The sequence below is a fragment of the Flavobacterium sp. Leaf82 genome, assembly GCF_001422725.1.
Lineage (GTDB): Bacteria > Bacteroidota > Bacteroidia > Flavobacteriales > Flavobacteriaceae > Flavobacterium.
The window spans coordinates 1-24,767 of sequence record NZ_LMMA01000033.1 but is presented as its reverse complement, the minus strand read 5'-3'; the positions used below and the strand labels follow the sequence as shown (position 1 = coordinate 24,767).

The following is a 24,767-nucleotide window of genomic DNA, read 5'->3' as shown; positions in this document are numbered from 1 at the left end:
AATAGATTAAGATTGAATACTGTCACTGAAAACTGCGACTAAAAATCAGCGCAATACCACATCTGTCACAACTTCACGCCCTAATTCCTCATTGATCATTTTCACGATTTTAGATTTTCCGTGACTCAATTCTTCTCTTAAAACAGCTGATCCTAATTCTACATAAAGCGTACTGCCCTTCAATATAACATTTTTTGTATACGTGTTAACTCCATTCCCCATCAACTGTCTCCAAGCTTCTTTTACATCAATTTGATCCATTCCGGCACCCAATTTATTGACCTGGATTATTTGTTGTAAAACCGCTCCAATAGTACTTTGATTATTTAGTCTTTTTGCCATCGTTTAATAAATTTATAGGTGCTGCTTTTTTATAATGATATTCTTTATTCTGTTGGTTTTTTACCACCAACTCTTTATCCGAAATTGAAATCAATTCCTCGCTCCACTTTGCATAATCTGTTTTGTAATCCAAAAAAGTTTTATCATCCTTAAACCGAACCGTAACATTCTCAAAAGAATCACTTGTTAAAAAAGTTCCATCAAATTGCGGCATTACTTTCTTTCGGATTCCTTTATTATTTTTAACTTCAAAAAAGTCAAAACTCTCATTCATTCCATATTCTTTCTCTTCACCTTTATCAAAAACCACTTTTTCAATTTCCCAATATCCATTTAATTTTGCAATATCCGCAGGTTTAATTTCCTGTTTGCAACTCACAAACAAAAGCGATAAAACCAAAATCATAAAAGTATTTTTCATAGTATACGTATTAAAATTCAACAACTGTCAATCTAAATATCCTTAAACTTCAGGAGAAGAATTTGGAGCTGATTCCTGCTGTCCGCTATATCTTTTTCCTGCAAAAAAGCAAGAAAAAGGATGCCGCTTCCATCAGGGCTAAAACTCCTGTTTTTAAAAGAATATTTTGTGATACAAAGTTAACTTTATAAATTCAAAAGAAATAAAAATTGCCAGAAACAAAAATAAGATCACGATCAAGTTATTAACATTGTCAAAAATAGAACAACGTAATTTTGATGAAATCTTATAAAAGAAAATTCGTTTATATTAAACTATCGCTTGGTACGTAATCTTTTTAGGATTCCCATAAAAAAGAAAACGATCCCCAATACTAATAAAACATAGTAAAAAGATAAAATTTTATCTCTTAATACATTTGCCAATACAAAACAAATAACACTTCCAAAATAAAAAGTAAGAGGCGTTATATTTTTTAAAGAAGAAAAACTCATTGAAACTATCTCAAAAATTATTTAAAAAAACTATCTACAAATTCATATTTATTAAAAACCTGTAAATCTTCAATTCCTTCACCTACACCAATATATTTTACAGGAATTTGAAACTGATCAGAAATACCAATTACAACACCACCTTTTGCGGTTCCGTCTAATTTGGTTACAGCAAGAGAAGTAACTTCTGTTGCAGCGGTAAATTGCTTAGCCTGTTCAAAAGCATTTTGTCCGGTAGAACCATCCAAAACCAAAAGTACATCATGAGGAGCATCAGCAACAACTTTTTGCATTACACGTTTTACTTTAGTAAGTTCATTCATTAAATTAACTTTATTATGCAAACGTCCGGCAGTATCAATAATTACAACATCGGCATTTTGCGCCACAGCTGATTGCAAGGTATCAAAAGCTACAGAAGCTGGATCACTACCCATATTTTGTCTCACAATTGGCACATCTACACGATCTGCCCAAACTTGCAATTGATCGATAGCAGCGGCACGAAAAGTATCAGCAGCTCCTAAAACAACTTTATAACCCGCTTTTTTAAACTGATAAGCTAGTTTACCAATTGTAGTAGTTTTACCCACTCCGTTAACACCAACAACCATTAAAACATATGGTTTTTTATCTTTTGGGATTTCGAATTCAGTTCCTTCTCCAGTATTGGTTTCAGATAATAAAGCACCAATTTCTTCTCTTAGAATTTGATTCAGCTCATCGGTACCTAAATACTTATCTTCAGCAACACGCTTTTCGATTCTAGAAATCACTTTCAAGGTTGTATTTACACCAACGTCTGAAGCGACAAGAATTTCTTCCAGATCATCTAAAACATCATCATCGACTTTAGATTTTCCAGCAACTGCCTTGCTTAACTTTGAGAAAAAAGTAGTTTTTGATTTTTCAAGACCTTTGTCTAAAGTCTCTTTTTTATCAGTAGAGAATAATTTTTTAAAAAAACTCATTTTTTATAGGTTGTTAGTTTTTTAGACTATATGATTTTTGACAAATCTAATAATCCTATTTTTTACAGAAGACCAATTGTTTTTATCTTACCTGACAGTAATTATATCCTTTGACTCCTACAATGCGGACAGTAAAGATATAGAGGATATCGGGAATTAATGCTTAAAAAAAAGCCAATTGTTATATTTCTATAAAATTTTAGACAAATATAAAAAATAAAAAAGCTACTTCCGAATGAAAGTAGCTTTTCTATATACTGTAATTGTTATTATTTCTTTTTCAAGAAAGTATCAACTTCTTCAGGAGCCATAATAGATTCTACGAATGTATATGCACCTGTTTTAGGAGATTTCACCATTTTGATGGCTTTTGATAATCTCTTAGAAGATGTTTGTAACGATGCTACGGTTTTCTTTGCCATGATTTAAATGTTATTGAAATTCAATAAATCTTAAAATATTACTAAGTATTACTTTTAATAATTAGTATTTAAGATTGTACTAAAATCTCTAAATTATTACTTAATTTCTTTGTGAACAGTTACACGTTTCAAGATTGGATTAAATTTTTTAATCTCTAATCTGTCTGGTGTATTTTTTTTGTTCTTAGTTGTTATGTATCTTGAAGTACCCGCAACACCAGAAGTCTTGTGTTCAGTACATTCTAAAATTACCTGGATTCTATTACCTTTCTTTGCCATCTTGCTATATATTTATTTAGGAAAAGATTATTTGATAAATCCTTCTGACTGCGCTTTTTTCAAAACAGCAGAAATTCCATTTTTATTAATTGTTTTTATCGTAGATGCTGCTACTCTAAGAGTAATCCATCTATCTTCTTCTGGAAGATAAAAACGCTTTTTAACTAAGTTTACAGAAAATTTTCTCTTAGTTTTGTTCATAGCGTGAGAAACGTTATTTCCTACCATCGCTCTTTTACCTGTAAGGTCACAAACTCTTGACATTATACTTATCTTTTATCGTTATTCAAAATCAGGGTGCAAAGAAAAGAAAAATAAACGATTGAAACAAAAAATTAGACGACATTTTTTAAAATTTCTTTCTGTAATATTTCTAAACTCTTAATCGCGGCTCTATCTATCACTTTTTCACGTGGTTGGCCAAAATTAAATTCTTCTGTAATTATACCGTTTGGAGTAGCTAAAGCGATAAAAACAGTTCCAATTTCAGCATCTGAGTCTCCTTTTGTCGGTCCGGCGTTCCCAGTTGTTGCAATTGCATAGTCTGTTTTAAGTATCTCTTTCACGTTCAAAGCCATAGCCGAAGCAACCTCTGCGCTAACTACTGAAAAACTATCGACTAAATCTTGCGAGACACCAAGAACATTGACCTTTGCCTCTGTTGCATATGAAACTATACTGCCTTTAAAGTAGTTAGACGCTCCGGGAACCGCTGACAAAATCGAAGCAATTTTTCCTCCCGTAAAACTTTCTGCCGTTGAAATACTTTTATTTTGTTTGGTTAAAATTTTACCAACTACAGATTCTATCGTTTCATTTTCTTCATAACCTACTATAATATCATGAATTATAGCATCTAATGTTTTTACGTTTTCTTCGATTGCCGCTTCCAGCAATTCTTTATTTGTTCCTCTGGCAGACAAACGCAAGCGTACTCTTCCAGGATTTGGCAAATAAGCCAGCTTTATAAATTCAGGTAAATTATTCTCCCAATCCTCAATACGTTCTGCCACTAGACTCTCGCCCTGACCATAGGTCAAAATGGTTTTATGAATAATATAGGGACGTTTGTATTCACGAACTATTTTAGGAATAATTTCTTCTTCGACTAAATATTTCATTTCATAAGGAACTCCCGGAAGCGAAATAAACACGGTATTTTCTTTCTTCATCCACATTCCCGGCGCTGTTCCCATTTTATTGTGCAAAACAGTACATTTTGAAGGAACTAAGGCCTGATCTTTATTTAATTGTGAAATTGGTCGTTTATAAAAACCTTCAATCAATTCTGTCACATGAGCCAGAACTTCGGGATTCACAACTAATTCATCATCAAAATAATCACAGAAAGTTTTTTTAGTAACATCGTCTTTTGTGGGACCTAAACCTCCGGTTACAATTACAACATCTACTTTGTTTTGCAATTGCGCAAAAGTATCCAGAATGTGTTTTTTATCGTCGCTTATCGAAATCATTTCATGGACTTCGACACCAATTCGATCTAGCGATTTAGCAATAAAACCTGAATTTGTATCTACAATTTGACCTATTAAAATTTCGTCTCCAATAGTAATGATAGTTGCTTTCATAGCTGTGGATTATTTTTACTTACTTATCGTAAGTGATTATTATAAAGTAGGTTCTTGCTGTAACGGTTTTTCATAAGGGGTAAAACAACAGCCTTTTATAACAAAAAGGCATGTGTTTTTAAGTTAAAATTATGGGATAAAATATATTATCCCAAACCGTCGAGATCATTCCTGTTATGATCCAATTAAAAAAAGAAAACAGGATGAAATATGAATTTTACAAATCGAAATCTTTTTTAATTTCTTTGATTGCTTCTTTTACCTGTATTTTAATACTTTTAAAAGTTTCGATAATTTCTTTCTTTTTGCCTTCGGCCTTTGTCCAGGCTTCAACTTGCAGAATTTCTTCAAAAGCAACATTCAACCCCATTAAATCTAATGTTGGTTTTATTTTGTGTGCATATGAATATGCATATTTATGATCTTTTTTCTTGATCCCTTCTTTGATTTGCTGTAAATCTTCAGGAACTTCAGTAACAAATAATTGCAGAATCTCGTTTACAAATTCCGGATCATTGTCTGAAAGCGCATATACTTTCGAAAGGTTATATTTTAAAGCCATTATTTTACTTGTATTCTAAATAATTTTTTATCTTCTAAAAAGCCTTCTAAAACATCATTTGGTTTAACAGAAGCTACACCTTCAGGAGTTCCTGTAAAAATAATATCCCCAATTTTTAAGGTAAAAAATTGCGATACATACGATACAAGTTCGTCTATTTTCCAGAGCATAAACCCTGTATTCCCCTTTTGAACTGTTTTAGAATTATTTGTTAACTCAAATGTAAGATTTTCCATCGAAACGAAATCAGTTTTGGGTAAAAAGTCTCCAATAACCGCAGAGCCATCAAATGCTTTTGCCTTCTCCCAAGGCAATCCTTTAGCTTTTAATTTATCTTGTAAATCCCTGGCAGTAAAATCTATACCTACACTTATCTCATCATAATACTTATGTGCAAACTTAGGCTCAATGTACTTTCCTACTTTGTTAATTTTAACAATTATCTCTATTTCGTGATGAATTTCTTCAGAAAATTCCGGAATTACGAACGGATGTTGTTTCAATAAAACTGCCGAATCCGGTTTCATAAAAACTACTGGCTCTGTTGGACGTTCGTTTTTTAATTCCTCAATATGATTGGTATAATTTCTACCGATGCAAATAATCTTCATTATTTCTAGTTTTCAGTCTCAGTTTTCAGTCACAGTCTGTGTAAACACAAAATCAGCCCCAGTATACAACTGAAGACTGACACTGTGACTGAAAACTTATTTTGTGTTTAACTTTCTTAATTTAATCGCCGTTAGAACCTTTTTGGTATATAATGGGAAGTCTGCATTTTGAATCCAGCTAAAATATCCCGGCTCGGTTTCAAGGATTTTATCAACCTTTGCACCTTTGTGTTTTCCAAAGGTAAAAATCTCTTCGTTGTCTTTATCAAAAGCGATCATTCCTGCAAAATCAGCTATTTTTTTACGGGTTGTAAATTCAGACAATGACTTCATATCATTTTCTAAATCCGGATAACGATCTAATTGTGCTTTTAATATTTCGTAAGTTGCCATTGTATCTGCTTCTGCAGAATGTGCATTTTCAAGACTTTTTCCGCAATAAAATTTCAATGCAGCACTTAAGGTACGCTCTTCCATTTTATGAAAAATAGTCTGCACATCTACTGATACTTTATTTTTCATATCAAAGTCAACTCCGGCGCGAAGTAATTCTTCAGCTAACAACGGAATATCAAAACGATCTGAATTAAAACCACCCAAATCACTATCCTTAATCATATTATGAATTTGCGGCGCCAACTCATTAAAAGTAGGTTCGTTTGCTACTTTTTCATCGGTTATACCATGAACAGCCGTAGTTTGTGGCGGAATTGGAATCGTAGGATTCACTAACCAGGTTTTACTTTCTTTATTTCCGTTTGGAAAAACTTTGAATATCGAAATTTCTACTATTCGATCTTTACCGATATCAATTCCGGTTGTTTCAAGATCAAAAAAGCAAATTGGTTTGTTGAGTTTGAGTTCCATTTTTAATTTTTATAAGATTACAAATGTAATTTTTAAAGCCGAATTTCCTCCTGTATTCTCATTTTTTTTAATCAAAAATGGATTCAATTTTTAGACTTTAACTTTAAAATATATTATTAAAGAAAGGCAACGTTGATTTCTTTAACCTTTTCTTACAAACAAAAAACCCGGAAAATCATTGAAATTTTCCGGGTTTGAATTTATTTTTATTTGATTTTAGAAATCACGATCTATATCAAAAGCTTCTAAATATTCTGCTACTCTTTTTACAAAACTTCCACCTAAAGCTCCATCAACTACTCTGTGATCGTAAGAGTGCGACAAGAACATTTTTTGACGGATTCCGATAAAATCACCTTCTGGAGTTTCGATAACTGCAGGCACTTTACGAATTGCACCAAGAGCAAGAATACCTACTTGTGGCTGATTGATAATTGGAGTTCCAAAAACACTGCCAAAAGTTCCCACGTTCGTCACTGTATAAGTTCCGCCTTGAGTATCATCTGGTTTTAGTTTTCCGGCTTTTGCACGGTTTCCTAAATCGTTAACTGCTTTTGCCATTCCAACAAGATTCAATTGATCTGCATTTTTAATTACAGGAACAATTAAGTTTCCGTTTGGTAAAGCTGCAGCCATCCCTAAATTTATATTTTTCTTTTTGATGATATAATCACCATCAACAGATATATTCATTCCCGGGAAATCTTTCAACGCTTTTGCAACCGCTTCCATCATAATTGGCGTAAAAGTCAACTTTTCACCTTCTCTTTTCTCGAAAGCAGTTTTTACTTTTTCTCTCCATTTTACAATATTCGTTACATCGACTTCGATAAATGATTGTACGTGAGCTGATGTTTGCACAGAAGCTGTCATATATCCTGAAATCAGTTTACGCATTCTGTCCATTTCGATGATTTCATCACCTCCATTTACAGAAACCGGAACTGCTTGCTGGCTTTTTTGAACCGGAGCTACTTTTGCTACTGGTTCTGGTTGCGCTACTGGTTCTGCCACTTTTGGAGCAGCAACAGCAGGTATTGGAGTTACGGAACCTGATTTACGATCTTCAATATATTTTAAAATATCTTCTTTTGTTACACGTCCATCTTTTCCTGAACCGGCAAGACTTTCTAATTCAGCAACAGAAATTCCTTCTTCTTTCGCAATATTTTTTACTAACGGAGAAAAGAATTTATCAGATCCTGAAAAATCCTGTGGAGCAGTTACCACATCTTTCGCAGCTTCTATAGTTTGTTCTATTTCTGCCACTTCAGCAGGAACTGTGGTTTCTTCAGATTTTGCACTTGGTGCATCGCCTTCTGTTTGAATAATTGCAATGGTTTGTCCTACCTTAACTAAATCATCTTTGCCAAATAACTGTTCAACTAAAATTCCTGAAACTTCACTTGGCACTTCACTGTCAACCTTATCAGTTGCAATTTCCAGTACAGCTTCATCAGCTTCAATTTTATCTCCCACTTCTTTCAACCAGTTGGTAATAGTTGCTTCAGCGACACTTTCTCCCATTTTAGGAAGCTTTAATTCAAATCTTGCCATATTGTTAATCTAAAGGATGATTTTGATTTTCTGATTGCGAAATTACTGAATATTTTAAATATAAATTACACTTAATATAATTTTTTACTCAATTTTTATAATTTGCCCTCTGTCATTTCTGGAATTACTCCCAATAATAAAATTTGTGTTTTTGGGGAAAATCTTAAAAGTAATGTTCTTATCTTTAAGAGTTTCTATGATTTTGATACATTTTTTGAACGAAACATACTGATTATCTAAAATAATCTCAACCTTTTTACCCTTAAAAATCAGGGACGAATTTACCATTTTTTCTTTTTTCAAATCTAAAAAGAGAACTTTATTTTTTAAAATAAAAGGTAATTTTTCAGACAAATTCTTATTTGAAGAATAAAAAACAACACTTTCCGGTGAAGGTTTTGACTTCGTTTTTCCCTCAAACATTTTTATGAAAGAGAAAATCCAAATTCCGATTTGAATGAAAAACTCAAAAAACCATGATTTTTTAAAATGCTTCTGATAGAAAAAACTCATTGCTTCCTGAAAACGTTTCATATATTTTTCGTCTTTCACGGTGCTTTCTCCTTTATAATGCAAAACGGTTGTTTCATGAAAGTAATAGTTTGATTTCTGTTTTTGCAACACCCGATATGACAAATCGATATCATCTGCATACATGAAACATTTTTCATCAAAACCTTCCAGTTCAAGATACAAATTACGATGCATTACCATAAATGCGCCAACTAAAATTTCGACTTTTCCGGTTTCATTTTCAGGTATATGTTGCGCATAATATTGATTAAAAACCTTCCATTTTGGAAAAACTTCATACAAGCCAAAAATCTTTGTAAAAGCAACCCACGGCGTTGGAATCCCACGTTTACTTTCGGGCAGAAAACTTCCTGTTCCGTCAATCAATTTACATCCTATAATACCTAAATCAATTTGCCTTTCGGCGAAAGCCAAAACTTTAATAAACGTATCTTCAGCAACAACCGTATCCGGATTTAAAATGCAAATATATTTTCCTGAAGCTTCATTGACTCCAATATTATTACCTTTTGGAAATCCGCAATTAGAATTGTTTTGAATTAATTTTACGTTTGGAAATTTACTTTTCATCATCAAACAGCTTTCGTCTGATGAATTATTATCGACTACAATAATTTCGGCATCAAGTGTCAAAAGCGCTTCCTGAACACTTAAAACACATTGTTCCAGAAAGTAACGTACATTATAATTGAGAATAATTACCGATAATTGCATGAAATTTTGATCTGTGGATTTTTTGGAAAGTTAGAAATTTTCAGCCAAACCTAACCGCAATGACCAATCGTTTTTACTAACACCAAAATCCAAGACTAAATTGCTGTTGTTTTGCTTGTTCCATTTTATTCGCAAACCGGTTCCAACGGCAGGATTCCATTTTTTGAAATCATAAGTATCTAACTTTGAAACCGAGGAAAGATTGGTAAAAAACACAACTCCCCAAAATCCGTTTTTAGAAATATCTGTTCGATATTCGCTTTCAAAATAAATCAGCGCATTACTACGAAATCTATTTCTTGTAAATCCGCGACCGGTTTTTCCGTCACGATCCCAACCAATACTTGGCAAATCAAGATAATGTGGTTTTCCGCCAAAAGTAGACCAATAAAAAGCTCGATAAGCTAAAACTCTGTGTTTGTATTTATGGAAAGAATGATATTTTCGGGCATCCAGATAAATAGATTTCCATTTTGAGCCCTCTACTCCACTGGTATTAATTCTATAATCTGCTTCGACATACAAACCTTGTTCCGGGTTTACATTGTTTTTTCTGGAATCATACAATCCCTGAATAGCAACACCAAAAGAATTTTCGTTTGAGAAATCACCATTCATATATTTTGAATAATCGGTTTGATCGTCTATATAGGATTCTTCAGAAATATTTTGATAATTATCCAACAACAAACCTAATCCTAAACGGAAATCGCCAATAATTTTTCGGGTTGCAAATTGATAAAAACGCCATTGCTGATAATCTAAAGTCGACATTTTTTTATCTGTATTATGTCCGCCTAAACCGTATGTAGGCTGTGGATAAATCATATAACGATAATCACCAATAAAATTCCAGTTGTTGTCTTTTGTATAAATATAAGATTGTACAGGAAAAACATATTGTTTGGTAAAACTAAAATAAGGCGAAAACGAAACCTGTGACATTTTTGTCGTATTGCTGTCACCTAGGTAAAATGTAGTCAAAAAAGAAACTACTAATCCTGCACTTTTATTTGCATCTATGGGAACCGGAAGCAAAGAAAAAGCAACTTTTTTATCCGGATTAATTCGTGTTGAATCATTTTTATGAAAGAGCTTATATAAAACATCCAAAATATCTTTTTCGTTATTCGAAATTGAATCATTTTGCGAATAACAAAGTGAACTCAGAAAAAAGAAAAACAAAAGAATTAGAGATTTTACATTTTTCATTTCGTAATTATTTAAGAAACAACTTCTTACAAATTTAAAATTAAATTTAGAACCGAAGCTGATTTTAGAAATAATAAAAAAAGAAAACCTGTAACAAACTATAAAATCATATTTTTGATGGTAAATAAGATTTCATTTATATGAAAAAGAAAATATTGATTAAAACTGAATTCTTGCTTTTAATTCTAATGATAGCATTTTTCATGTTTGGATTTAGCGCTTTTAAAAACAATTCAGATAAGAATTTAATCAAAACCTCAACTTGGTATATTGCCGGACCTGCGGTAGAAAATCAGGAAACTATAAATAGGGTTCGTCAGGAACAAGGGATTGTTAGAATAACTGCAAAAAATAATCCGGTTGGTGAAATTGAATTAAATGTTATGGTCACAAATTCAAGTTCTAATGATGGCGCTCCAACAAACTTATCTGACAATTCTAGATTTGTAACGATTACTTATAAATCATCTCATCTTATAAAATTACAAGCCAGAGAAGGAAATCCGGAAGGAACCGGCTGTGTGCACGGAGGTTCGCACCCAAGAGTTGATTTAGCATCTTCACCCATAAAATTTACAACTATAAAAATTCTTTGGTCAGACTTTAAACAAGACGGACTCTCTGATGGTAAAATTTTAGATATTCATAATCTTTGTAAATTCAATTTTGTGAATTACAATCCGGTTTCGGGAGCATTTTTAGAAATAAAATCAGTTATAATTGAGAGGTGAAAGTTGTTTTATGTTTCAAGCTTCAGGTTTCATGTTAACGCAATTTGAAACCTGAAACCTGAAACTTTTATTTTTTTACAAATGCAATTGAATTTTATACCTGTTGCATAATTTCATTACAAACAACATAATGGTAGAAAACACAAGTGACCAGATAATTCCCGGAACTCCTTCACGGAAATATCCCGGAATAATATGAATATTAAAAGCTTTACAGAAATAATAAATTACGCCCGGCAAAATATAAATCAATAACGGATTTGCCGCTGCAGGCATAAAGAAATTACTCCATTTGGTTATCTTTTTTATTTCCATCAACCAATAAAGAAAGTAGAACAAAATGGTACAAATTGCTGCCGAAAACATGGTCCAGGACGGAGTTCCTTTAATTTTTGAAATTCCATAATAAGGTCTTAATAAATATCCTGTAACAAAAAACAAAATTGCAAAACCTATTACCGCCCAATTGATTTTTGCAGGCACTTTTCGATCAAAAAACAATAGCGAAATAACTACTCCTGCAGCAACTAGAGCAGCGTGTGTTAAATGTCCTGAAATAAAATTAAACCAAGGCAAATTCTGCAAAGGTGCGCCTTGAGTTAAATTTATAGCATTGGCTAAAACACAAACTACTAAAAAAGCAATCATTGCCCATAACTTTCCGCAAACCAGCCAATAATAAACTACCGTAAAAAGATATGCCCAACCTATTAAACCCAGAATCCCCCACCATTTTGGCGTCATCCCAATTTCTCCTGTATCCTGAACATATAAAAAATACAACGCTACTAAAACCAACATTCCGCCATATTGAAGGGTGTTTTTTAACCAAACCGGAAAATTTTTATCATATTTATTCCAGATCGGGATTGGCATTGTATAAGCCAAAAGTCCCCAAAATGCTGGCGCGATTATCATTTTTGCAGCATCATAACCATATTCTGCATTAACCATAAATACACCAATTATGATCAATGCCAAAGCTCTTTTTAAAGTATGAGACCAAATTATTTTAGCACTATCTCCTTTTAACAATCGGGCATTAAAAGCAAACGGAACTGACATGCCTACAATAAATAAAAAAGCGGGAAAAACAGCATCAACAAAAGTCATCGCATCAGCATCTGCCGGCATATGTTTCATCCATTGAGGCACATTTTTGATACTTGCAAGTTCATTTACAAAAATCATAACAAAAATTGTAATTCATCGTAAAGCATCTATAGAAATAATCCTCTGGTTGTATAAATTTTCGTTAATTTTCATAAAATGGTAGATTTTTAGCAATTCAAATATAATATAATTACAAAAGGTCAGGTTACATTTGTTACATTAAATTTAAGTAATAACAAATCCCTTCTGTTTTCATACTTTTGCAACATGCTATCGTTTTTAAAATCCAAACCAGTTCTAAAAGACCTTTTGTCTGATAATTATATTGATATTCATTCGCATTTATTACCCGGAATAGACGATGGAGCAAAAACCATAAAAGATACCACAAAACTTGTAACTGAATTTCAGAAAATTGGGATTACTCAATTTATCACAACACCACATATTAGCCATTATGTATGGAATAATTCTGCAGAAATTATTACTGCCAGGCATCAGGAAGTTAAACTTATTTTAGAAGAAAAAAATACAACGATTCCTTTTCATGCCGCTGCCGAATATTTTATGGATGACTGGTTCGAAAATCATTTCAAAAACGAAAAGCTTCTCACTTTAAAAGACAATTATGTATTGGTAGAAATATCATATCAAAGTCCTCCTATTCATCTGTACAAAACACTTTTTGAATTGCAAGTTGCCGGATATACTCCGGTTTTGGCGCATCCGGAACGTTATTTATACTATCGAAAGGATTTTAGCGAATATGAAAAACTAAAAAAAGTGGGATGTTTATTTCAACTGAATTTATTATCTACAGTAGGTTATTATGGAGAAAGGATAACTAAAATTGCTGATGAACTTCTAAAAAAAGGAATGTACGATTTTACAGGAACTGATGTACATCATATGAAACATATTGCCTCTTTTAGCGAAAAAATAAAAATTGATAACGTTTCTAATCTAAAGGAAGTTATAAAAAACAATCAGTTTTTTAAATTGCATTAATAAGCATTCTCTTCGCCCTTGAATATATTGATGATTGTTTTTATAATGATTTTCATATCCAGTAATAAGCTCCAGTTTTCGATATACCAAATATCATATTCTACCCGATTCTCCATGTCGCTTAATATTTTTGTTTCACCGCGAAAACCATTAACCTGCGCCCATCCTGTAATTCCGGGTTTTGCATATTGGCGGACAACATAGTTATTAATTAGATCACTATATTCTTTTACAACATTCATCATATGTGGTCGCGGTCCTACAACAGACATGTCTCCCCAGAAAACATTAAAAAACTGTGGCAGCTCATCAATACTTGTTCTGCGTATAAAAGCACCAAACTTAGTCACGCGGCTATCTCCTTTTTGGGTTATTTTATCATGCGCAAAATCATTTACATACATACTTCTAAACTTAAAACACATAAAAGATCTATTATCCCGCCCTGATCGCTTTTGTTTAAAGAAAATTGGACCCGGAGATTCTATTTTAATAATCAGCATTATAATAGGAAACAACCACGGAAACACAAAAAAGATAACCAATGAAGAGAAACAAATATCAAATATTTTTTTTACAAGTCTGTTTACAGGAAATTCCAAAGGTTCTGTACGAAACATTAGTACAGGAGTATTTTCATAAAAAGTAACTTCGACCTTGCTTGATTTTGTGTACAATTGAAAATCAGGAATAAATTTGATCCTTACCATGTTTTGTTCGCAAATTCTGGTCAATTCGTTGATTATTTCGATCTTATCAATATGTAATGCCACATACATTTCATCTACTTTTTTTTGAATAACGAAATCTCTAATCGCATCAAATCCGCCCAAAATTAAATTTGAACTAACAATTTTATCATCTGTTTTGTCATCTGTTTTGTCATCAAAAAAACCTAAAAACCGATATCCGTAAGTTAGATCTTTGGCTAATATTTTGCGGATTTTATCTCCGGATTCATTAGCTCCAACGACTATAAAAGTTTTAAAATTATATCCTTTTGCCCGAATATATTTTAAAAGTTTCATCGAAAAATAACGCGAAATCATTAATAAACCGAAGAATATAAGGTAAAAAGACAGCAATCTCAATCGCGAAATATCAGTGTAGTTCAGGTACACAACAAAAATTGAAATTAGAGATGCATGAATTACTAATTTTTTTATTGTCCGTACCAATATCGATTCGATCGGCTCAACCCGAATACTTCTGTTGGAATCATTTTGAAGCAATAAACCAACCCATATTAAAATTGCCAGCAATGAAACCGTTCTTTCTTCTTTAGACAAAAGCCTGTCTAAACTGCCAAATCTTGCCAATGCAGAAAGGATTGTAGCTAAATTTAACAATACCAAATCTACACCTACAAATAAAATTTTAAAATAGCGTGAAATACGATAATGTGAAAGTTGTTGTAAAATTTTCATATTTGGGAATTATGCTACATCCAGAGAAAAGCCTAAATTAAATTAGCACCGCAAAATAACATTTTAATTATATTTTTTCAATAATATTTAAAGCTATTCTTTAAAACTTTACTTTTATCTTATGCAAATATAACATTGCAGAATATGCTAAAAACTATTTTATTTTTTTGTTTCATTTTTACTTCTAATTATGCACAAATTAAGGGTTGTACAGATCCCAGCTCTAAAAACTATAATCCGCAAGCAACAATAAATGACGGAAGTTGCTTGTATAAAGATCTCAAAATCAAACCACAATATTCTATTAAATTAAGTGACTCGATACGCGAAACTTCAGGATTAATTGCTTTTGATAATTTATTATGGACACATAATGACGATCATGACAAAACAATATACGGGTTAGATTCGTTGGGGAAAATCCGGAAAAAAATCATTCTTGACAAAACCACAAATCACGACTGGGAAGAAATTTCTCAGGACAGCAGTTATTTATACATAGGTGATTTTGGCAATAACTATTCTGGAAACCGAAGTGATCTTAACATTTTAAAAATTGAAAAAAAATCCTTTTTACAAGGAAATCCCATTACAGAAACCATTTCTTTTACCTATTCAGACCAAAAAAATCTGAATTTAGAAAAACCAAATACAACCAATTTTGATTGCGAAGCTTTTATCGTTTCAAAAGACAGTATCTATTTATTCACCAAACAGTGGAACTCTTCTAAAACCAGCATTTATGCATTATCTAACAAATCCGGCAATCACGTTGCACGACTAAAAGATACTCTTGATACAAAAGGTTTAGTAACTGGAGCAACCTATTTAGAATCACAAAAATTAATTGTTCTTTGCGGATATTCAAAAATTGGAAAACCATTTTTATACCTATTATACGATTACAAGGACAATGATTTTTTATCCGGAAATAAAAGACGAATTAGCATTAAATTCCCCATTCTTCAAATAGAAGGAATTGCAACTCAGGATGGTTTGCATTATTACGTGACAAATGAAGCTTTGGTACGCAAACCTATTATTAATGTTATCCAGCAAATTCATCGTTTTGATTTAAGCGAGATCCTAAAATCCTACATCCATAAATAATTTGTAATAAGCGTATAATAGTTTACTTTTTGCGGAAAAATTATTTTACACGATATTTTTTTATCTTTGAAACTCATGCTTTTCATCGAAATGGGTTTATCTTTGAATCTTTAGAAAATTGATATTCATTATGGAACAAAAAATACATCAGGGAAGAAACGTAAAACGTTTTAGAGAAATGCTTGGAATCAAACAAGAAGGATTGGCTTTTGATCTGGGAAATGACTGGAATCAGAAGAAAATTTCTATGCTGGAGCAAAAAGATGTAATTGAAGATGATATACTAAATCAAATCTCAGATGTATTAAAAATTCCTGTTGAAGCTTTTCAAAATTTTGATGAAGAACAAGCAGTGAATATTATTGCAAATACTTATTCATTCCAGGATTTTAAAGATAATGCAGTCGCTTCTGGATTTAGCTACCAACCTTCTTTTAATCCCGTAGATAAAATTATTGAGTTATATGATGCCAAAATTGCATTGTATGAACGTATGTTGAAAGAGAAAGATGAAATGATGCAAAGACTTGAAAAATTAATCAATAAATAATTTTGTAATTATTATATATCACCAAACATAAAAAAAGTGCCATTTTCATGACACTTTTTTTTATTTTTAAACCTTCTTTACAAGTGATTTAAAATGTAAATTATTTAAGAATTTTTTTGCGGTTTCAACTTTTTCGGGAAACAAAATTCTTTCCTTCAATTTTGAAGAAACCAATGATAAAAGAGCACTTTCTGACACTTTTACATATTTGTCGTTTTTTATAACTTTATTTTCCATAGTACAAAGGTATTATATTTTTTCTACTACCACACTAAAATACTCTTTGTTTTTCACGTAATCCTCTAAGTAAGAGTTTTGAAATTCATCTTTAAAGCCACCATAAAACTTATATTCCTTAATTAAAATATCATAGTTTTTGTCAACGTAGCCTTTATAAATTTTCAATCTCTGATTGAACTTTCTGCATTTATTATCTTTGCAATTCTTTATACAGTTTTCTTTACATTTTTCTAAAAAATCTTGTGTTCCGTCACTTCCTTGGACAATTATTTTGTCATTTGGAAAAATTTCAAAAAAAGCAGTTATACTAAGTAAAACAGTATTGAATACAGGATAAACATCACCATTATTTGAATTTGCATCATCAACTACGATATCTTTTTCTGCATCATAATTTCCAAATGCTAAATTATAAATATCATGTTCCTCATATTCCTGAACATATTGATAATCAATGACTTTAATAATTGATTCTTTACCTTCACTTATAAAATAATATCTTAAATAATTATTATTCTCATCTTTACTTTCGGATAAATTATATGTATAGGAATTCAGGTTCATTTAGAAGTTTTAAAAAATTAAAAGTAAATATTTTCTTTCAATTATATTGTATTTTTTCTTATAATTTGTAAACTGATTTGCCTTTTACAGCTTATATCCATAAACTTTAATTTAGTTTGTTATGTCATTTTTTTTAAAATCAAATAAAAATATCCAAAGCCACTATATTTTTACATTTGAACACTAATGTTAAGCTATTTTTTTCTTTGATCCAAAAAGGTATCTTTGCACCGTCTAAATTAAACTCCTATTTAAAATTAGAGACCTAATTAGAGACCTCTTTTTTTAAATAAACAAAAAAGCCCTATTTTAGGCAACATTACAACATGAATTACTTATCTGTAGAAAATATATCGAAGTCGTTTGGCGAGAAAACGCTTTTTGACAACATTTCATTTGGAATCAATAAAGACCAAAAAATTGCTTTTATTGCCAAAAATGGTTCTGGAAAAACAACCATTATGAGCATTATTAATGGTTTAGACGAACCAGATACTGGTCAGGTAGTTTTAAGAAAAGGCATTAAAATGGCTTTTTTGTCGCAAAATAATAATTTGCAGGAAGAACTGACTATCGAAGAAAGTATTTTTGCTTCAGATAATGAGACTTTAAAAGTTATAGAAAAATACGAAAAAGCACTTGAAAATCCAGACGATGAAGAAGCATATCAAAAAGCTTTTGACGGAATGGACCAACATAATGCGTGGGATTTTGAAACGCAATACAAGCAAATCCTATTCAAATTAAAACTGGAAGATTTTAAACTAAAAGTAAAAAATCTTTCCGGAGGGCAAAAAAAGCGTCTTTCGTTGGCGATTATCTTAATCAATCGTCCGGATTTATTAATTCTTGATGAGCCAACCAATCACCTGGATCTTGAAATGATCGAATGGCTTGAAAGTTATTTTGCAAAAGAAAACATTACCTTATTTATGGTTACGCACGACCGTTTCTTTTTAGAACGTGTTTGTAATGAAATCATCGAACTTGATAACGGAAAATTATACCAGTATAAAGGAAATTACTCTTATTATTTAGAGAAAAAAGAAGAACGAATTGCATCTGAAAATGCCAGCGTTGACAAGGCTAAAAACTTATTCGTAAAAGAATTAGAATGGATGCGCCGTCAGCCAAAAGCAAGAACTACAAAATCAAAATCCCGTCAGGATGATTTTTATTTAATTAAGGAAAAAGCACAAAGCCGTCGTCTTGAAAACAAAGTCGAACTTGAAATTAATATGGAACGAATGGGAAGCAAAATTATTGAGCTTCACAAGATTTCAAAAAAATTCAAGGATCACGTTATTCTGGACAATTTTAGTTTCGATTTTCAGCGTGGAGAACGTATTGGTATTATTGGAAAGAACGGAACTGGAAAATCTACTTTTTTAAATCTTTTAACCGGAACACTTCCATTAGATAGTGGTCGCGTGATAAAAGGTGAAACGATAAAAATTGGTTATTACACACAAACCGGTATCAACCCAAAACCACAACAGCGTGTAATTGATATTATTAAGGAATACGGAGAATTTATTCCGCTTGCAAAAGGGCGTATGATTTCGGCTTCACAATTATTGGAGCGTTTTCTTTTTGATGCCAAAAAACAATATGATTTTGTAGAAAAATTAAGCGGTGGAGAATTAAAACGTTTGTACTTATGTACTGTTTTAATTCAGAATCCTAACTTTTTGATTCTGGATGAGCCTACAAACGATTTAGATATTGTTACGCTAAACGTTCTGGAGAGTTTTCTATTAGATTATCCCGGATGTTTGCTTGTAGTTTCTCACGACCGTTATTTTATGGATAAAATCGTGGATCACTTATTTGTCTTTAGAGGAAATGGTGAAATAGAGAATTTCCCAGGAAACTATTCTGATTTCAGAGCTTATGAAGATAGTGCCGATGTTGCTCAAAAAGAAGAAAACAAAGCCGAAAAGAAAGACTGGAAACAAAATAATCCAACAGGAAACCTAACTTTCAATGAGCAAAAAGAATATCAAAAACTAGAAAGAGAAATTAAAGATCTGGAAATTGATAAAACTAAAATCGAGCAATTATTCTCTGACGGAAAAGTTGCCGATGCTGATATCGAGAAAAAAGCAAACGAACTACAAAACATTATCAATAAAATAGATCAGAAAGAAGAGCGTTGGTTTGAGCTTTCGGCTAAAATTGAAGGGTAATATTTAGTTTTCAGTCTCAGTTTTCAGTCTCAGTTTTTATCTTGAAATTTTAATATATTTACGCTTTTAAAAATCGAAAATTCATGAAATACCTTTTAACTTCATTATTAGCTTTAACACTTTTTATATCTTGTAACGGTGATAAAGAAACAAATCAACCGGAAAAAGATTTCACTGTTGAAAACGAAAAAGAAATTACAGATTATATTGCAAAAAATAATTTAGTTGCCATAAAAAGTGAATCTGGCTTGTATTATGTCATCAATGAACCAGGAACCGGAAAACAACCAACAGCAACATCAAATGTAACTGTAGCTTATAAAGGATATTATTCTAACGGAAATGTATTTGATAAAAGTAAAGACGAAGGGCTTTCTTTTGGATTAAATCAGGTTATTAAAGGCTGGACTGAAGGTATTACATATTTTAAAGAAGGCGGAAACGGAATTTTATTAGTTCCTTCACGTTTAGGCTACGGAAGTTTTGATTATAATGGAATCGCAGGAGGTTCTGTACTTATTTTTGACGTTAAATTAATTAAAGTCAACTAAAGGAATTAAAGCATTATTTCTATATATAAAAACCACAACAGAATATATTTTGTTGTGGTTTTCTTTTTGCATTAAAATCTACATAAATGAAATAATATTAAAAAATGAGAACTATTTTATTAAAATGAAAATTTCAATATGTAATTATTAAGAAAAATTATGTAAATAACTATCTGGAGTGTTTCACGAGCTTTGTGTAAGTGAAAATGAATTCACAATATAAATTTACATAAAATGGAAAATACACATAACCCTGACGGAACTAAACGTCAAATATTAACAGGAATGTTTACAGATCGTGAAAGCACAGAAAGAGCTTACAACACTTTAAACGACAGAGGATATACAAAGGATGAAATAAACCTTATCATGTCTGACGAAACAAGAAAAAAACATTACTCAGATAAAGATGATCATTCTGAATTGGGTACAAAAGCTGCTGAAACTGCAGGAACAGGATCTGCAATTGGAGGAACAATTGGTGCTATCGTAGGAGTAATTGCTGCTTTAGGAACAAGCCTTGTTATTCCGGGATTAGGATTAATTATTGCTGGACCTCTTGCTGCAGGATTAGCCGGAGCCGGAGCGGGTGGAATTACAGGAGGATTAATTGGAGCCTTAGTAGGATCTGGTATTCCTGAAGACAGAGCAAAAGTTTATGAAGACGGAATTAAAGATGGTCACGTTGTATTAGGAGTTCATACTCGTAATGACGAAGATGCTGAATATTTTGAAAGAGAATGGAAATCAAACAAAGGAGAAAACGTTTACCGTTAATCGACTTATATTTCTAAAAGAAAACCACAACAGAATATATTTTGTTGTGGTTTTTTATTTTTTAGATCACAAAGAAAACTGAGACTGAATAGTGAGACTGAGACTAAAAGTCTACCACGGAATCGGATTATAATCTTTCAAAAATTTCCCGCACCAATGTTTGCCTGTATTTATACCATCAAACAAAGGATCCATAACTCGTGCTGCGCCATCTACAATATCTAATGGCGGCTGAAAATCTTCTAATTCCAGTTTCTTTTTCGCCAGTTCGGCAGGATCTTCATCGGTTACCCAGCCTGTATCAACGGCATTCATAAAAATACCATGTTTTGCTAAAGTTCCGGACGAAGTATGCGTTAACATATTCAAAGCAGCTTTTGCCATATTGGTATGTGGGTGACGATCTTCCTTAAAAAAACGATGAAATTTTCCTTCCATTGCCGAAACGTTTATAATATGCTTTTGCCCTGTATTGTCTTTTTTCATGACTTCAGAAAGTCGGTTACATAAAACAAAAGGCGCAACAGAATTTACCAACTGAACTTCGATCATTTCAGTAGTTTCTATTTGTCCCAAACGCAAACGCCAACTATTGGTTTTACGTAAATCTACTTGTTGTAAATCAGCATCGAGTTCTCCTTCCGGAAAAACCTCATTTGCTATCAAGGCATTATCAAACGAATACGGAATTTGTGATAATTGAGCCGAGGCACGCAAACCAATTCCTGGTTCCGGACCATGCCACGTTACCGGCATATTATCGTTTGAAGAAGCTCCGCTTGTCAGGATTTTCAATTCATCAAGACAATTCAAATGATCAGATAATAAATCTTGTGCTTGTTTGGGCAATGCGCTTATAGGCAATTCTTCATTTGGCATTAAATGCGAATAAAAACCGGCAGGACGTCTCACTGTTTGTGCTGCATTATTAATTAAAATATCAAGGCGTTCGTATTTTTGCTCAATAAAATTGCAAAAAATCTCAACACTCGGAATATGTCTTAAATCTAAACCGTGAATTTTTAAGCGATGACCCCACTCCATAAAATCTTCTTCTTTTGCAAAACGCAAAGCCGAATCTACAGGAAAACGTGTTGTAGCAATAACTGTTGCCCCGCCACGTAAAAGCATCAACGTAATGTGATATCCAATTTTTAAACGAGAACCTGTAATAATAGCAATTTGCCCTTTTACATCAGCCGTCTGGAAACGTTTGGCATAATTAAAATCACCACAATCTGTACACATTGTATCATAAAAATGATGCATTTTAGTAAATTCTGTTTTACAGACATAACAATTTCTTGGCTTTTCGAGTTCTAATTGTTCTTTATGAGCAAGATCATTTACTGCCAATAATTTTGGTGCAACAAATATACTCGCTTCACGTGCGTGACGAATTCCAGTTTCTTTACGCGCTGTTTTGTCTTTCTTTTCTTTTTTACGCTTGATTGCTTGTACTCCGTCTTTAACTCTTCTCGCAAACTCATCACGATCCGGTCTCGAAAACATTCCGGCTTCTTTGATTAAAGCGATTCGTTGTTCTTTCGGAATATCAAATATCTGATCTGTATTGGTGTTCAATTGTGCCAAAATAGCAATGCATCGATTAATTTCTTCAGAAGATATCTTGCTCATATCCTCTATTTCTTCCTTCAACATCATAAAAAATGTATTACTATTAGCTTAAATTAAAGTTGACAAATATAGTCTTTTAAAAGTCTTAAAGTCGAAAGCTTAAAGTCTTAAAATAATACCCTTGCCTTTAAACTTCACTTTATGACTTTAGGCTTTCGACTTTCGACTTTTTTGTATCTTCGCATTTATATGTAATTATTTTTATGCTATTTCAGATAAAATCTTATTTAAAATTCCTTTGGAACTCTAAAAACGAACATGGAGTTCATTCCCCTTTCGTATTTAATTTATTGACGAAATGTTTTTACGACAAAAAGCAAAAACCAGAGTATTCGATCTTAAAGAATTACAGAAAATCGCTTTTAGAAAATAAAAAATTTATCGAAGTAACAGATTTCGGAGCAGGTTCAAAAGTTTTTAAATCAAACAGAAGACAGATTTCAAAAATAGCAAAGACAGCAGGAATTTCTCCAAAACGAGCCGAATTATTATTTCGCGTAACTAATTATTTTCAGCCCAAAAACATTCTAGAAATTGGAACATCTTTAGGTTTGGCAACTTCTGCCTTAGCTTTAGGAAACACAAGCGCAAAAGTAATTACGCTTGAAGGTTGTCCGCAAACGGCAGATGTGGCGAAAAATCAATTAAATAAATTTGACTGTAATAATGTTGACCCAATAATTACAGAATTCGAAAGTTATCTTAAGGATCTTCAACTGGGACTAAAAACCGAGACTGAAAACTTCGACTTAATATATTTTGACGGAAATCATTCTAAAAAAGCGACTTTAGCTTATTTCGATCTTTTATTGACGACTATTACAAATGATTCTGTTTGGATTTTTGATGATATTCATTGGTCTCCAGAAATGGAAGAAGCTTGGGAAATCATTAAAAACCATCCAAAAGTTACTGTAACAATTGATACTTTTCAATGGGGATTTGTGTTTTTTAGATACGAGCAGGAAAAAGAACATTTTGTGATTAGGGCATAATATCTGACAAAAGAACGTTTTATAAGATGTTTTTTTATCTTTGAAATTCATTTTTTTTAATACAGATAGCTTTATCTTTGAACTTTCAGAAAAACGACATTCATTATGGAACAGAAAATTCATCAAGGCAGAAACGTAAAACGCTTCAGAGAAATGCTTGGCATTAAACAGGAAGCATTAGCTTATGATTTGGGAGAAGACTGGAACCAGAAAAAAATTTCTATGTTGGAACAGAAAGATGTAATCGAAGATAATCTACTAAGACAAATATCCAATTCTTTGAAAATTCCGGTTGAAGCTTTTCAAAGTTTTGATCAGGATCAGGCGTTAAATATTATTGCTAATACTTTTAGTGATAGTACATTAATAATTAACAACTACAATCCAATTGAAAAGATTATTCAATTGCATGAAGAAAAAATCGCATTATATGAGCGTATGCTTAAAGAGAAAGATGAAATGATGACAAGGCTTGAAAAACTAATCGTCAAATAAATTTCAGGGCGATTCAGCAATATTAGTGCATAAAAAAAAGACAATCATTTCTGATTGTCTTTTTAAGACTAATTCAATTTTAAACTAATTATTTTTTAGCTTCTTTATTTTCTTCAGATTTAGCACCCATTCTGTTAACAGTATACATTGGTGCAAATTTCAATTTTAAACCTGCGATTTTTCTATTATCTTCAGATGTAAGACCTTCTTTTTCAACTGTATTTTTACGGCTGTCAAGTGCTTCGTACATTAATTTTACTTCATCCCAGTCTTCACGAGAATATTTATCTTTGTTATTCTCTACTGTATGAACAAATTGTTGGTACACACTATGAATATTTTTAGCGTTTACCCAATCAAAATTCATATCATCGCCAATTTTTCCTTCACCAAATAAGGCGTTTCTTAATTGTTGTTTTGGGCTTGGAGCCGGTGGGGCAAAAACGGTGGTCATTTCATTTTTAAATTCTTCGTATTTAATCTTGCTCTCATTTATTTTTTCTGTAGCAGCAGTATTGTCTTTAATATCTGCAAGGGCAGTTTGAGCTTCTGCAGCTTTTCTGTCATATTCAGCTTCGACATTTTTCCAGTCTGCTTTCAAGTCGTCAGCTTTGACATTTTTAACTGAGTCTACGTAGGCTACATAGGCGTCGATTGTTTTTTGAGCTTTTTCTTGTTTCTCATCTTTACATGATGTAAAAGCTAATGCTATTAATGCAATTCCCGATAATAATTGTATGTTCTTCATAATTCTGATTATTTAAGATTAGATAACAAATATAGTTAAATTTTCAAATAAAAATA

28 protein-coding genes are annotated in these 24,767 nt (G+C 32.0%); 9 read left to right on the top strand and 19 right to left on the bottom strand.

Annotated elements, in window-relative coordinates:
* Nucleotides 1–45: 45 nt before the first annotated feature.
* The 13 genes from ASF10_RS18350 to ASF10_RS18290 all read right to left on the bottom strand — a co-directional run bounded on the left by ASF10_RS18350 (nt 46) and on the right by ASF10_RS18290 (nt 10,575).
* Nucleotides 46–342: a DUF721 domain-containing protein gene (locus tag ASF10_RS18350; RefSeq protein ID WP_056252349.1), complete on the bottom strand. Its 297-nt coding sequence runs from the start codon at nt 340–342 to the stop codon at nt 46–48.
* Nucleotides 323–763 (bottom strand): lipocalin family protein, encoded by a 441-nt coding sequence (locus tag ASF10_RS18345; protein WP_056252347.1) that lies wholly within the window; start codon nt 761–763, stop codon nt 323–325. The genes ASF10_RS18350 and ASF10_RS18345 overlap by 20 nt, the downstream gene beginning before the upstream one ends.
* Nucleotides 764–1,274: 511 nt before the next feature.
* On the bottom strand, nt 1,275–2,228 hold the full coding sequence (gene ftsY / locus ASF10_RS18335; RefSeq protein WP_056252342.1) for a signal recognition particle-docking protein FtsY: 954 nt from the start codon (nt 2,226–2,228) through the stop codon (nt 1,275–1,277).
* Nucleotides 2,229–2,497: 269 nt separating this feature from the next.
* Complete coding sequence (locus ASF10_RS23980) at nt 2,498–2,650, bottom strand: DUF4295 domain-containing protein (protein ID WP_007805819.1); 153 nt, start codon at nt 2,648–2,650, stop codon at nt 2,498–2,500.
* Nucleotides 2,651–2,746: 96 nt separating this feature from the next.
* On the bottom strand, nt 2,747–2,929 hold the full coding sequence (rpmG, locus tag ASF10_RS18330) for a 50S ribosomal protein L33 (RefSeq protein WP_017495179.1): 183 nt from the start codon (nt 2,927–2,929) through the stop codon (nt 2,747–2,749).
* 27 nt (nt 2,930–2,956) lie between these two features.
* Entirely contained in the window at nt 2,957–3,193 is a 237-nt protein-coding gene (gene rpmB / locus ASF10_RS18325) for a 50S ribosomal protein L28 (RefSeq protein ID WP_007805815.1), read from the bottom strand.
* A gap of 71 nt (nt 3,194–3,264) precedes the next feature.
* Complete coding sequence (locus ASF10_RS18320; protein WP_056252339.1) at nt 3,265–4,518, bottom strand: CinA family nicotinamide mononucleotide deamidase-related protein; 1,254 nt, start codon at nt 4,516–4,518, stop codon at nt 3,265–3,267.
* A 217-nt stretch (nt 4,519–4,735) separates the two neighbouring features.
* Complete coding sequence (locus ASF10_RS18315; RefSeq protein WP_056252336.1) at nt 4,736–5,080, bottom strand: Hpt domain-containing protein; 345 nt, start codon at nt 5,078–5,080, stop codon at nt 4,736–4,738.
* Complete coding sequence (locus ASF10_RS18310; protein ID WP_056252334.1) at nt 5,080–5,691, bottom strand: fumarylacetoacetate hydrolase family protein; 612 nt, start codon at nt 5,689–5,691, stop codon at nt 5,080–5,082. The genes ASF10_RS18315 and ASF10_RS18310 overlap by 1 nt, the downstream gene beginning before the upstream one ends.
* 96 nt (nt 5,692–5,787) lie before the next feature.
* Nucleotides 5,788–6,558 (bottom strand): 3'-5' exonuclease, encoded by a 771-nt coding sequence (locus ASF10_RS18305; RefSeq protein ID WP_056252330.1) that lies wholly within the window; start codon nt 6,556–6,558, stop codon nt 5,788–5,790.
* A gap of 216 nt (nt 6,559–6,774) precedes the next feature.
* Entirely contained in the window at nt 6,775–8,115 is a 1,341-nt protein-coding gene (locus ASF10_RS18300; protein WP_056252328.1) for a dihydrolipoamide acetyltransferase family protein, read from the bottom strand.
* A gap of 84 nt (nt 8,116–8,199) precedes the next feature.
* The gene (locus tag ASF10_RS18295) at nt 8,200–9,363 is read right to left on the bottom strand and encodes a glycosyltransferase family 2 protein (RefSeq protein ID WP_056252323.1); all 1,164 of its coding nucleotides are present in this window, start codon (nt 9,361–9,363) and stop codon (nt 8,200–8,202) included.
* A 30-nt stretch (nt 9,364–9,393) separates the two neighbouring features.
* Nucleotides 9,394–10,575, bottom strand: a complete 1,182-nt coding sequence (locus ASF10_RS18290) for a hypothetical protein (protein ID WP_056252321.1) — start codon at nt 10,573–10,575, stop codon at nt 9,394–9,396.
* A 140-nt stretch (nt 10,576–10,715) separates the two neighbouring features.
* On the opposite strand from ASF10_RS18290, the gene ASF10_RS18285 reads away from it, so the two are divergent.
* Nucleotides 10,716–11,306: a hypothetical protein gene (locus ASF10_RS18285; RefSeq protein WP_056252318.1), complete on the top strand. Its 591-nt coding sequence runs from the start codon at nt 10,716–10,718 to the stop codon at nt 11,304–11,306.
* Nucleotides 11,307–11,381: 75 nt separating this feature from the next.
* On the opposite strand, the gene ASF10_RS18280 is transcribed toward ASF10_RS18285, so the two are convergent.
* Nucleotides 11,382–12,497 (bottom strand): DUF5009 domain-containing protein, encoded by a 1,116-nt coding sequence (locus tag ASF10_RS18280; protein WP_241774984.1) that lies wholly within the window; start codon nt 12,495–12,497, stop codon nt 11,382–11,384.
* A 189-nt stretch (nt 12,498–12,686) separates the two neighbouring features.
* On the opposite strand from ASF10_RS18280, the gene ASF10_RS18275 reads away from it, so the two are divergent.
* Nucleotides 12,687–13,427 carry a tyrosine-protein phosphatase gene (locus ASF10_RS18275; RefSeq protein ID WP_056252315.1) on the top strand — a complete coding sequence of 247 codons (741 nt, stop codon included), beginning with the start codon at nt 12,687–12,689 and terminating at the stop codon, nt 13,425–13,427.
* Here ASF10_RS18275 and ASF10_RS18270 read toward each other — a convergent pair.
* Entirely contained in the window at nt 13,424–14,854 is a 1,431-nt protein-coding gene (locus ASF10_RS18270) for an undecaprenyl-phosphate glucose phosphotransferase (protein WP_056252312.1), read from the bottom strand. The genes ASF10_RS18275 and ASF10_RS18270 overlap by 4 nt on opposite strands.
* A gap of 144 nt (nt 14,855–14,998) precedes the next feature.
* Between ASF10_RS18270 and ASF10_RS18265 the strand changes: the two genes are divergently transcribed.
* A complete protein-coding gene (locus ASF10_RS18265) occupies nt 14,999–15,964 on the top strand; it encodes a hypothetical protein (protein ID WP_056252310.1) in 966 nt (321 codons plus the stop codon).
* Between the two features lie 130 nt (nt 15,965–16,094).
* A complete protein-coding gene (locus ASF10_RS18260; protein WP_056252306.1) occupies nt 16,095–16,514 on the top strand; it encodes a helix-turn-helix domain-containing protein in 420 nt (139 codons plus the stop codon).
* 66 nt (nt 16,515–16,580) lie between these two features.
* Here the strand turns inward: ASF10_RS18260 and ASF10_RS24265 are convergent, their stop codons facing one another.
* Both ASF10_RS24265 and ASF10_RS18255 read right to left on the bottom strand, forming a co-directional pair.
* Complete coding sequence (locus ASF10_RS24265) at nt 16,581–16,751, bottom strand: hypothetical protein (RefSeq protein WP_157849071.1); 171 nt, start codon at nt 16,749–16,751, stop codon at nt 16,581–16,583.
* A 12-nt stretch (nt 16,752–16,763) separates the two neighbouring features.
* Nucleotides 16,764–17,318, bottom strand: a complete 555-nt coding sequence (locus ASF10_RS18255) for a DUF6934 family protein (RefSeq protein ID WP_056252304.1) — start codon at nt 17,316–17,318, stop codon at nt 16,764–16,766.
* Nucleotides 17,319–17,644: 326 nt separating this feature from the next.
* Between ASF10_RS18255 and ASF10_RS18250 the strand changes: the two genes are divergently transcribed.
* The 3 genes from ASF10_RS18250 to ASF10_RS18240 all read left to right on the top strand — a co-directional run bounded on the left by ASF10_RS18250 (nt 17,645) and on the right by ASF10_RS18240 (nt 20,835).
* Entirely contained in the window at nt 17,645–19,507 is a 1,863-nt protein-coding gene (locus tag ASF10_RS18250) for an ABC-F family ATP-binding cassette domain-containing protein (RefSeq protein ID WP_056252302.1), read from the top strand.
* Between the two features lie 83 nt (nt 19,508–19,590).
* Nucleotides 19,591–20,058 (top strand): FKBP-type peptidyl-prolyl cis-trans isomerase, encoded by a 468-nt coding sequence (locus tag ASF10_RS18245; protein ID WP_056252299.1) that lies wholly within the window; start codon nt 19,591–19,593, stop codon nt 20,056–20,058.
* Nucleotides 20,059–20,292: 234 nt separating this feature from the next.
* Entirely contained in the window at nt 20,293–20,835 is a 543-nt protein-coding gene (locus ASF10_RS18240) for a hypothetical protein (protein WP_055095520.1), read from the top strand.
* A 111-nt stretch (nt 20,836–20,946) separates the two neighbouring features.
* Here ASF10_RS18240 and ASF10_RS18235 read toward each other — a convergent pair whose 3' ends face one another.
* Nucleotides 20,947–22,497: an SDR family oxidoreductase gene (locus ASF10_RS18235; RefSeq protein ID WP_056253023.1), complete on the bottom strand. Its 1,551-nt coding sequence runs from the start codon at nt 22,495–22,497 to the stop codon at nt 20,947–20,949.
* Between the two features lie 179 nt (nt 22,498–22,676).
* On the opposite strand from ASF10_RS18235, the gene ASF10_RS18230 reads away from it, so the two are divergent.
* Nucleotides 22,677–23,468, top strand: coding sequence for an O-methyltransferase (locus ASF10_RS18230; protein ID WP_056252298.1), 792 nt, complete (start codon nt 22,677–22,679; stop codon nt 23,466–23,468).
* A 105-nt stretch (nt 23,469–23,573) separates the two neighbouring features.
* Nucleotides 23,574–23,963 (top strand): helix-turn-helix domain-containing protein, encoded by a 390-nt coding sequence (locus ASF10_RS18225; RefSeq protein ID WP_056252295.1) that lies wholly within the window; start codon nt 23,574–23,576, stop codon nt 23,961–23,963.
* A gap of 88 nt (nt 23,964–24,051) precedes the next feature.
* Here ASF10_RS18225 and ASF10_RS18220 read toward each other — a convergent pair whose 3' ends face one another.
* Nucleotides 24,052–24,711: a DUF6565 domain-containing protein gene (locus tag ASF10_RS18220; protein ID WP_056252292.1), complete on the bottom strand. Its 660-nt coding sequence runs from the start codon at nt 24,709–24,711 to the stop codon at nt 24,052–24,054.
* Nucleotides 24,712–24,767 lie beyond the last annotated feature (56 nt).

What these genes read in the sequence shown, in the direction of transcription:
- ASF10_RS18345 (WP_056252347.1), bottom strand. Translation starts at nt 763, where the DNA reads ATGAAAAATACTTTTATGATTTTGGTTTTATCGCTTTTGTTTGTGAGT.
- ASF10_RS18285 (WP_056252318.1), top strand. Translation starts at nt 10,716, where the DNA reads ATGAAAAAGAAAATATTGATTAAAACTGAATTCTTGCTTTTAATTCTA.
- rpmG (WP_017495179.1), bottom strand. Translation starts at nt 2,929, where the DNA reads ATGGCAAAGAAAGGTAATAGAATCCAGGTAATTTTAGAATGTACTGAA.
- ASF10_RS24265 (WP_157849071.1), bottom strand. Translation starts at nt 16,751, where the DNA reads ATGGAAAATAAAGTTATAAAAAACGACAAATATGTAAAAGTGTCAGAA.
- ftsY (WP_056252342.1), bottom strand. Translation starts at nt 2,228, where the DNA reads ATGAGTTTTTTTAAAAAATTATTCTCTACTGATAAAAAAGAGACTTTA.
- ASF10_RS18300 (WP_056252328.1), bottom strand. Translation starts at nt 8,115, where the DNA reads ATGGCAAGATTTGAATTAAAGCTTCCTAAAATGGGAGAAAGTGTCGCT.
- ASF10_RS18240 (WP_055095520.1), top strand. Translation starts at nt 20,293, where the DNA reads ATGGAAAATACACATAACCCTGACGGAACTAAACGTCAAATATTAACA.
- ASF10_RS18275 (WP_056252315.1), top strand. Translation starts at nt 12,687, where the DNA reads ATGCTATCGTTTTTAAAATCCAAACCAGTTCTAAAAGACCTTTTGTCT.
- ASF10_RS18305 (WP_056252330.1), bottom strand. Translation starts at nt 6,558, where the DNA reads ATGGAACTCAAACTCAACAAACCAATTTGCTTTTTTGATCTTGAAACA.
- ASF10_RS18250 (WP_056252302.1), top strand. Translation starts at nt 17,645, where the DNA reads ATGAATTACTTATCTGTAGAAAATATATCGAAGTCGTTTGGCGAGAAA.
- ASF10_RS18270 (WP_056252312.1), bottom strand. Translation starts at nt 14,854, where the DNA reads ATGAAAATTTTACAACAACTTTCACATTATCGTATTTCACGCTATTTT.
- ASF10_RS18260 (WP_056252306.1), top strand. Translation starts at nt 16,095, where the DNA reads ATGGAACAAAAAATACATCAGGGAAGAAACGTAAAACGTTTTAGAGAA.
- ASF10_RS18255 (WP_056252304.1), bottom strand. Translation starts at nt 17,318, where the DNA reads ATGAACCTGAATTCCTATACATATAATTTATCCGAAAGTAAAGATGAG.
- ASF10_RS18265 (WP_056252310.1), top strand. Translation starts at nt 14,999, where the DNA reads ATGCTAAAAACTATTTTATTTTTTTGTTTCATTTTTACTTCTAATTAT.
- ASF10_RS18290 (WP_056252321.1), bottom strand. Translation starts at nt 10,575, where the DNA reads ATGAAAAATGTAAAATCTCTAATTCTTTTGTTTTTCTTTTTTCTGAGT.
- ASF10_RS18235 (WP_056253023.1), bottom strand. Translation starts at nt 22,497, where the DNA reads ATGTTGAAGGAAGAAATAGAGGATATGAGCAAGATATCTTCTGAAGAA.
- ASF10_RS18225 (WP_056252295.1), top strand. Translation starts at nt 23,574, where the DNA reads ATGGAACAGAAAATTCATCAAGGCAGAAACGTAAAACGCTTCAGAGAA.
- ASF10_RS18320 (WP_056252339.1), bottom strand. Translation starts at nt 4,518, where the DNA reads ATGAAAGCAACTATCATTACTATTGGAGACGAAATTTTAATAGGTCAA.
- ASF10_RS18310 (WP_056252334.1), bottom strand. Translation starts at nt 5,691, where the DNA reads ATGAAGATTATTTGCATCGGTAGAAATTATACCAATCATATTGAGGAA.
- ASF10_RS18315 (WP_056252336.1), bottom strand. Translation starts at nt 5,080, where the DNA reads ATGGCTTTAAAATATAACCTTTCGAAAGTATATGCGCTTTCAGACAAT.
- ASF10_RS18245 (WP_056252299.1), top strand. Translation starts at nt 19,591, where the DNA reads ATGAAATACCTTTTAACTTCATTATTAGCTTTAACACTTTTTATATCT.
- ASF10_RS18220 (WP_056252292.1), bottom strand. Translation starts at nt 24,711, where the DNA reads ATGAAGAACATACAATTATTATCGGGAATTGCATTAATAGCATTAGCT.
- ASF10_RS18295 (WP_056252323.1), bottom strand. Translation starts at nt 9,363, where the DNA reads ATGCAATTATCGGTAATTATTCTCAATTATAATGTACGTTACTTTCTG.
- ASF10_RS18230 (WP_056252298.1), top strand. Translation starts at nt 22,677, where the DNA reads ATGCTATTTCAGATAAAATCTTATTTAAAATTCCTTTGGAACTCTAAA.
- ASF10_RS23980 (WP_007805819.1), bottom strand. Translation starts at nt 2,650, where the DNA reads ATGGCAAAGAAAACCGTAGCATCGTTACAAACATCTTCTAAGAGATTA.
- ASF10_RS18350 (WP_056252349.1), bottom strand. Translation starts at nt 342, where the DNA reads ATGGCAAAAAGACTAAATAATCAAAGTACTATTGGAGCGGTTTTACAA.
- ASF10_RS18280 (WP_241774984.1), bottom strand. Translation starts at nt 12,497, where the DNA reads ATGATTTTTGTAAATGAACTTGCAAGTATCAAAAATGTGCCTCAATGG.
- rpmB (WP_007805815.1), bottom strand. Translation starts at nt 3,193, where the DNA reads ATGTCAAGAGTTTGTGACCTTACAGGTAAAAGAGCGATGGTAGGAAAT.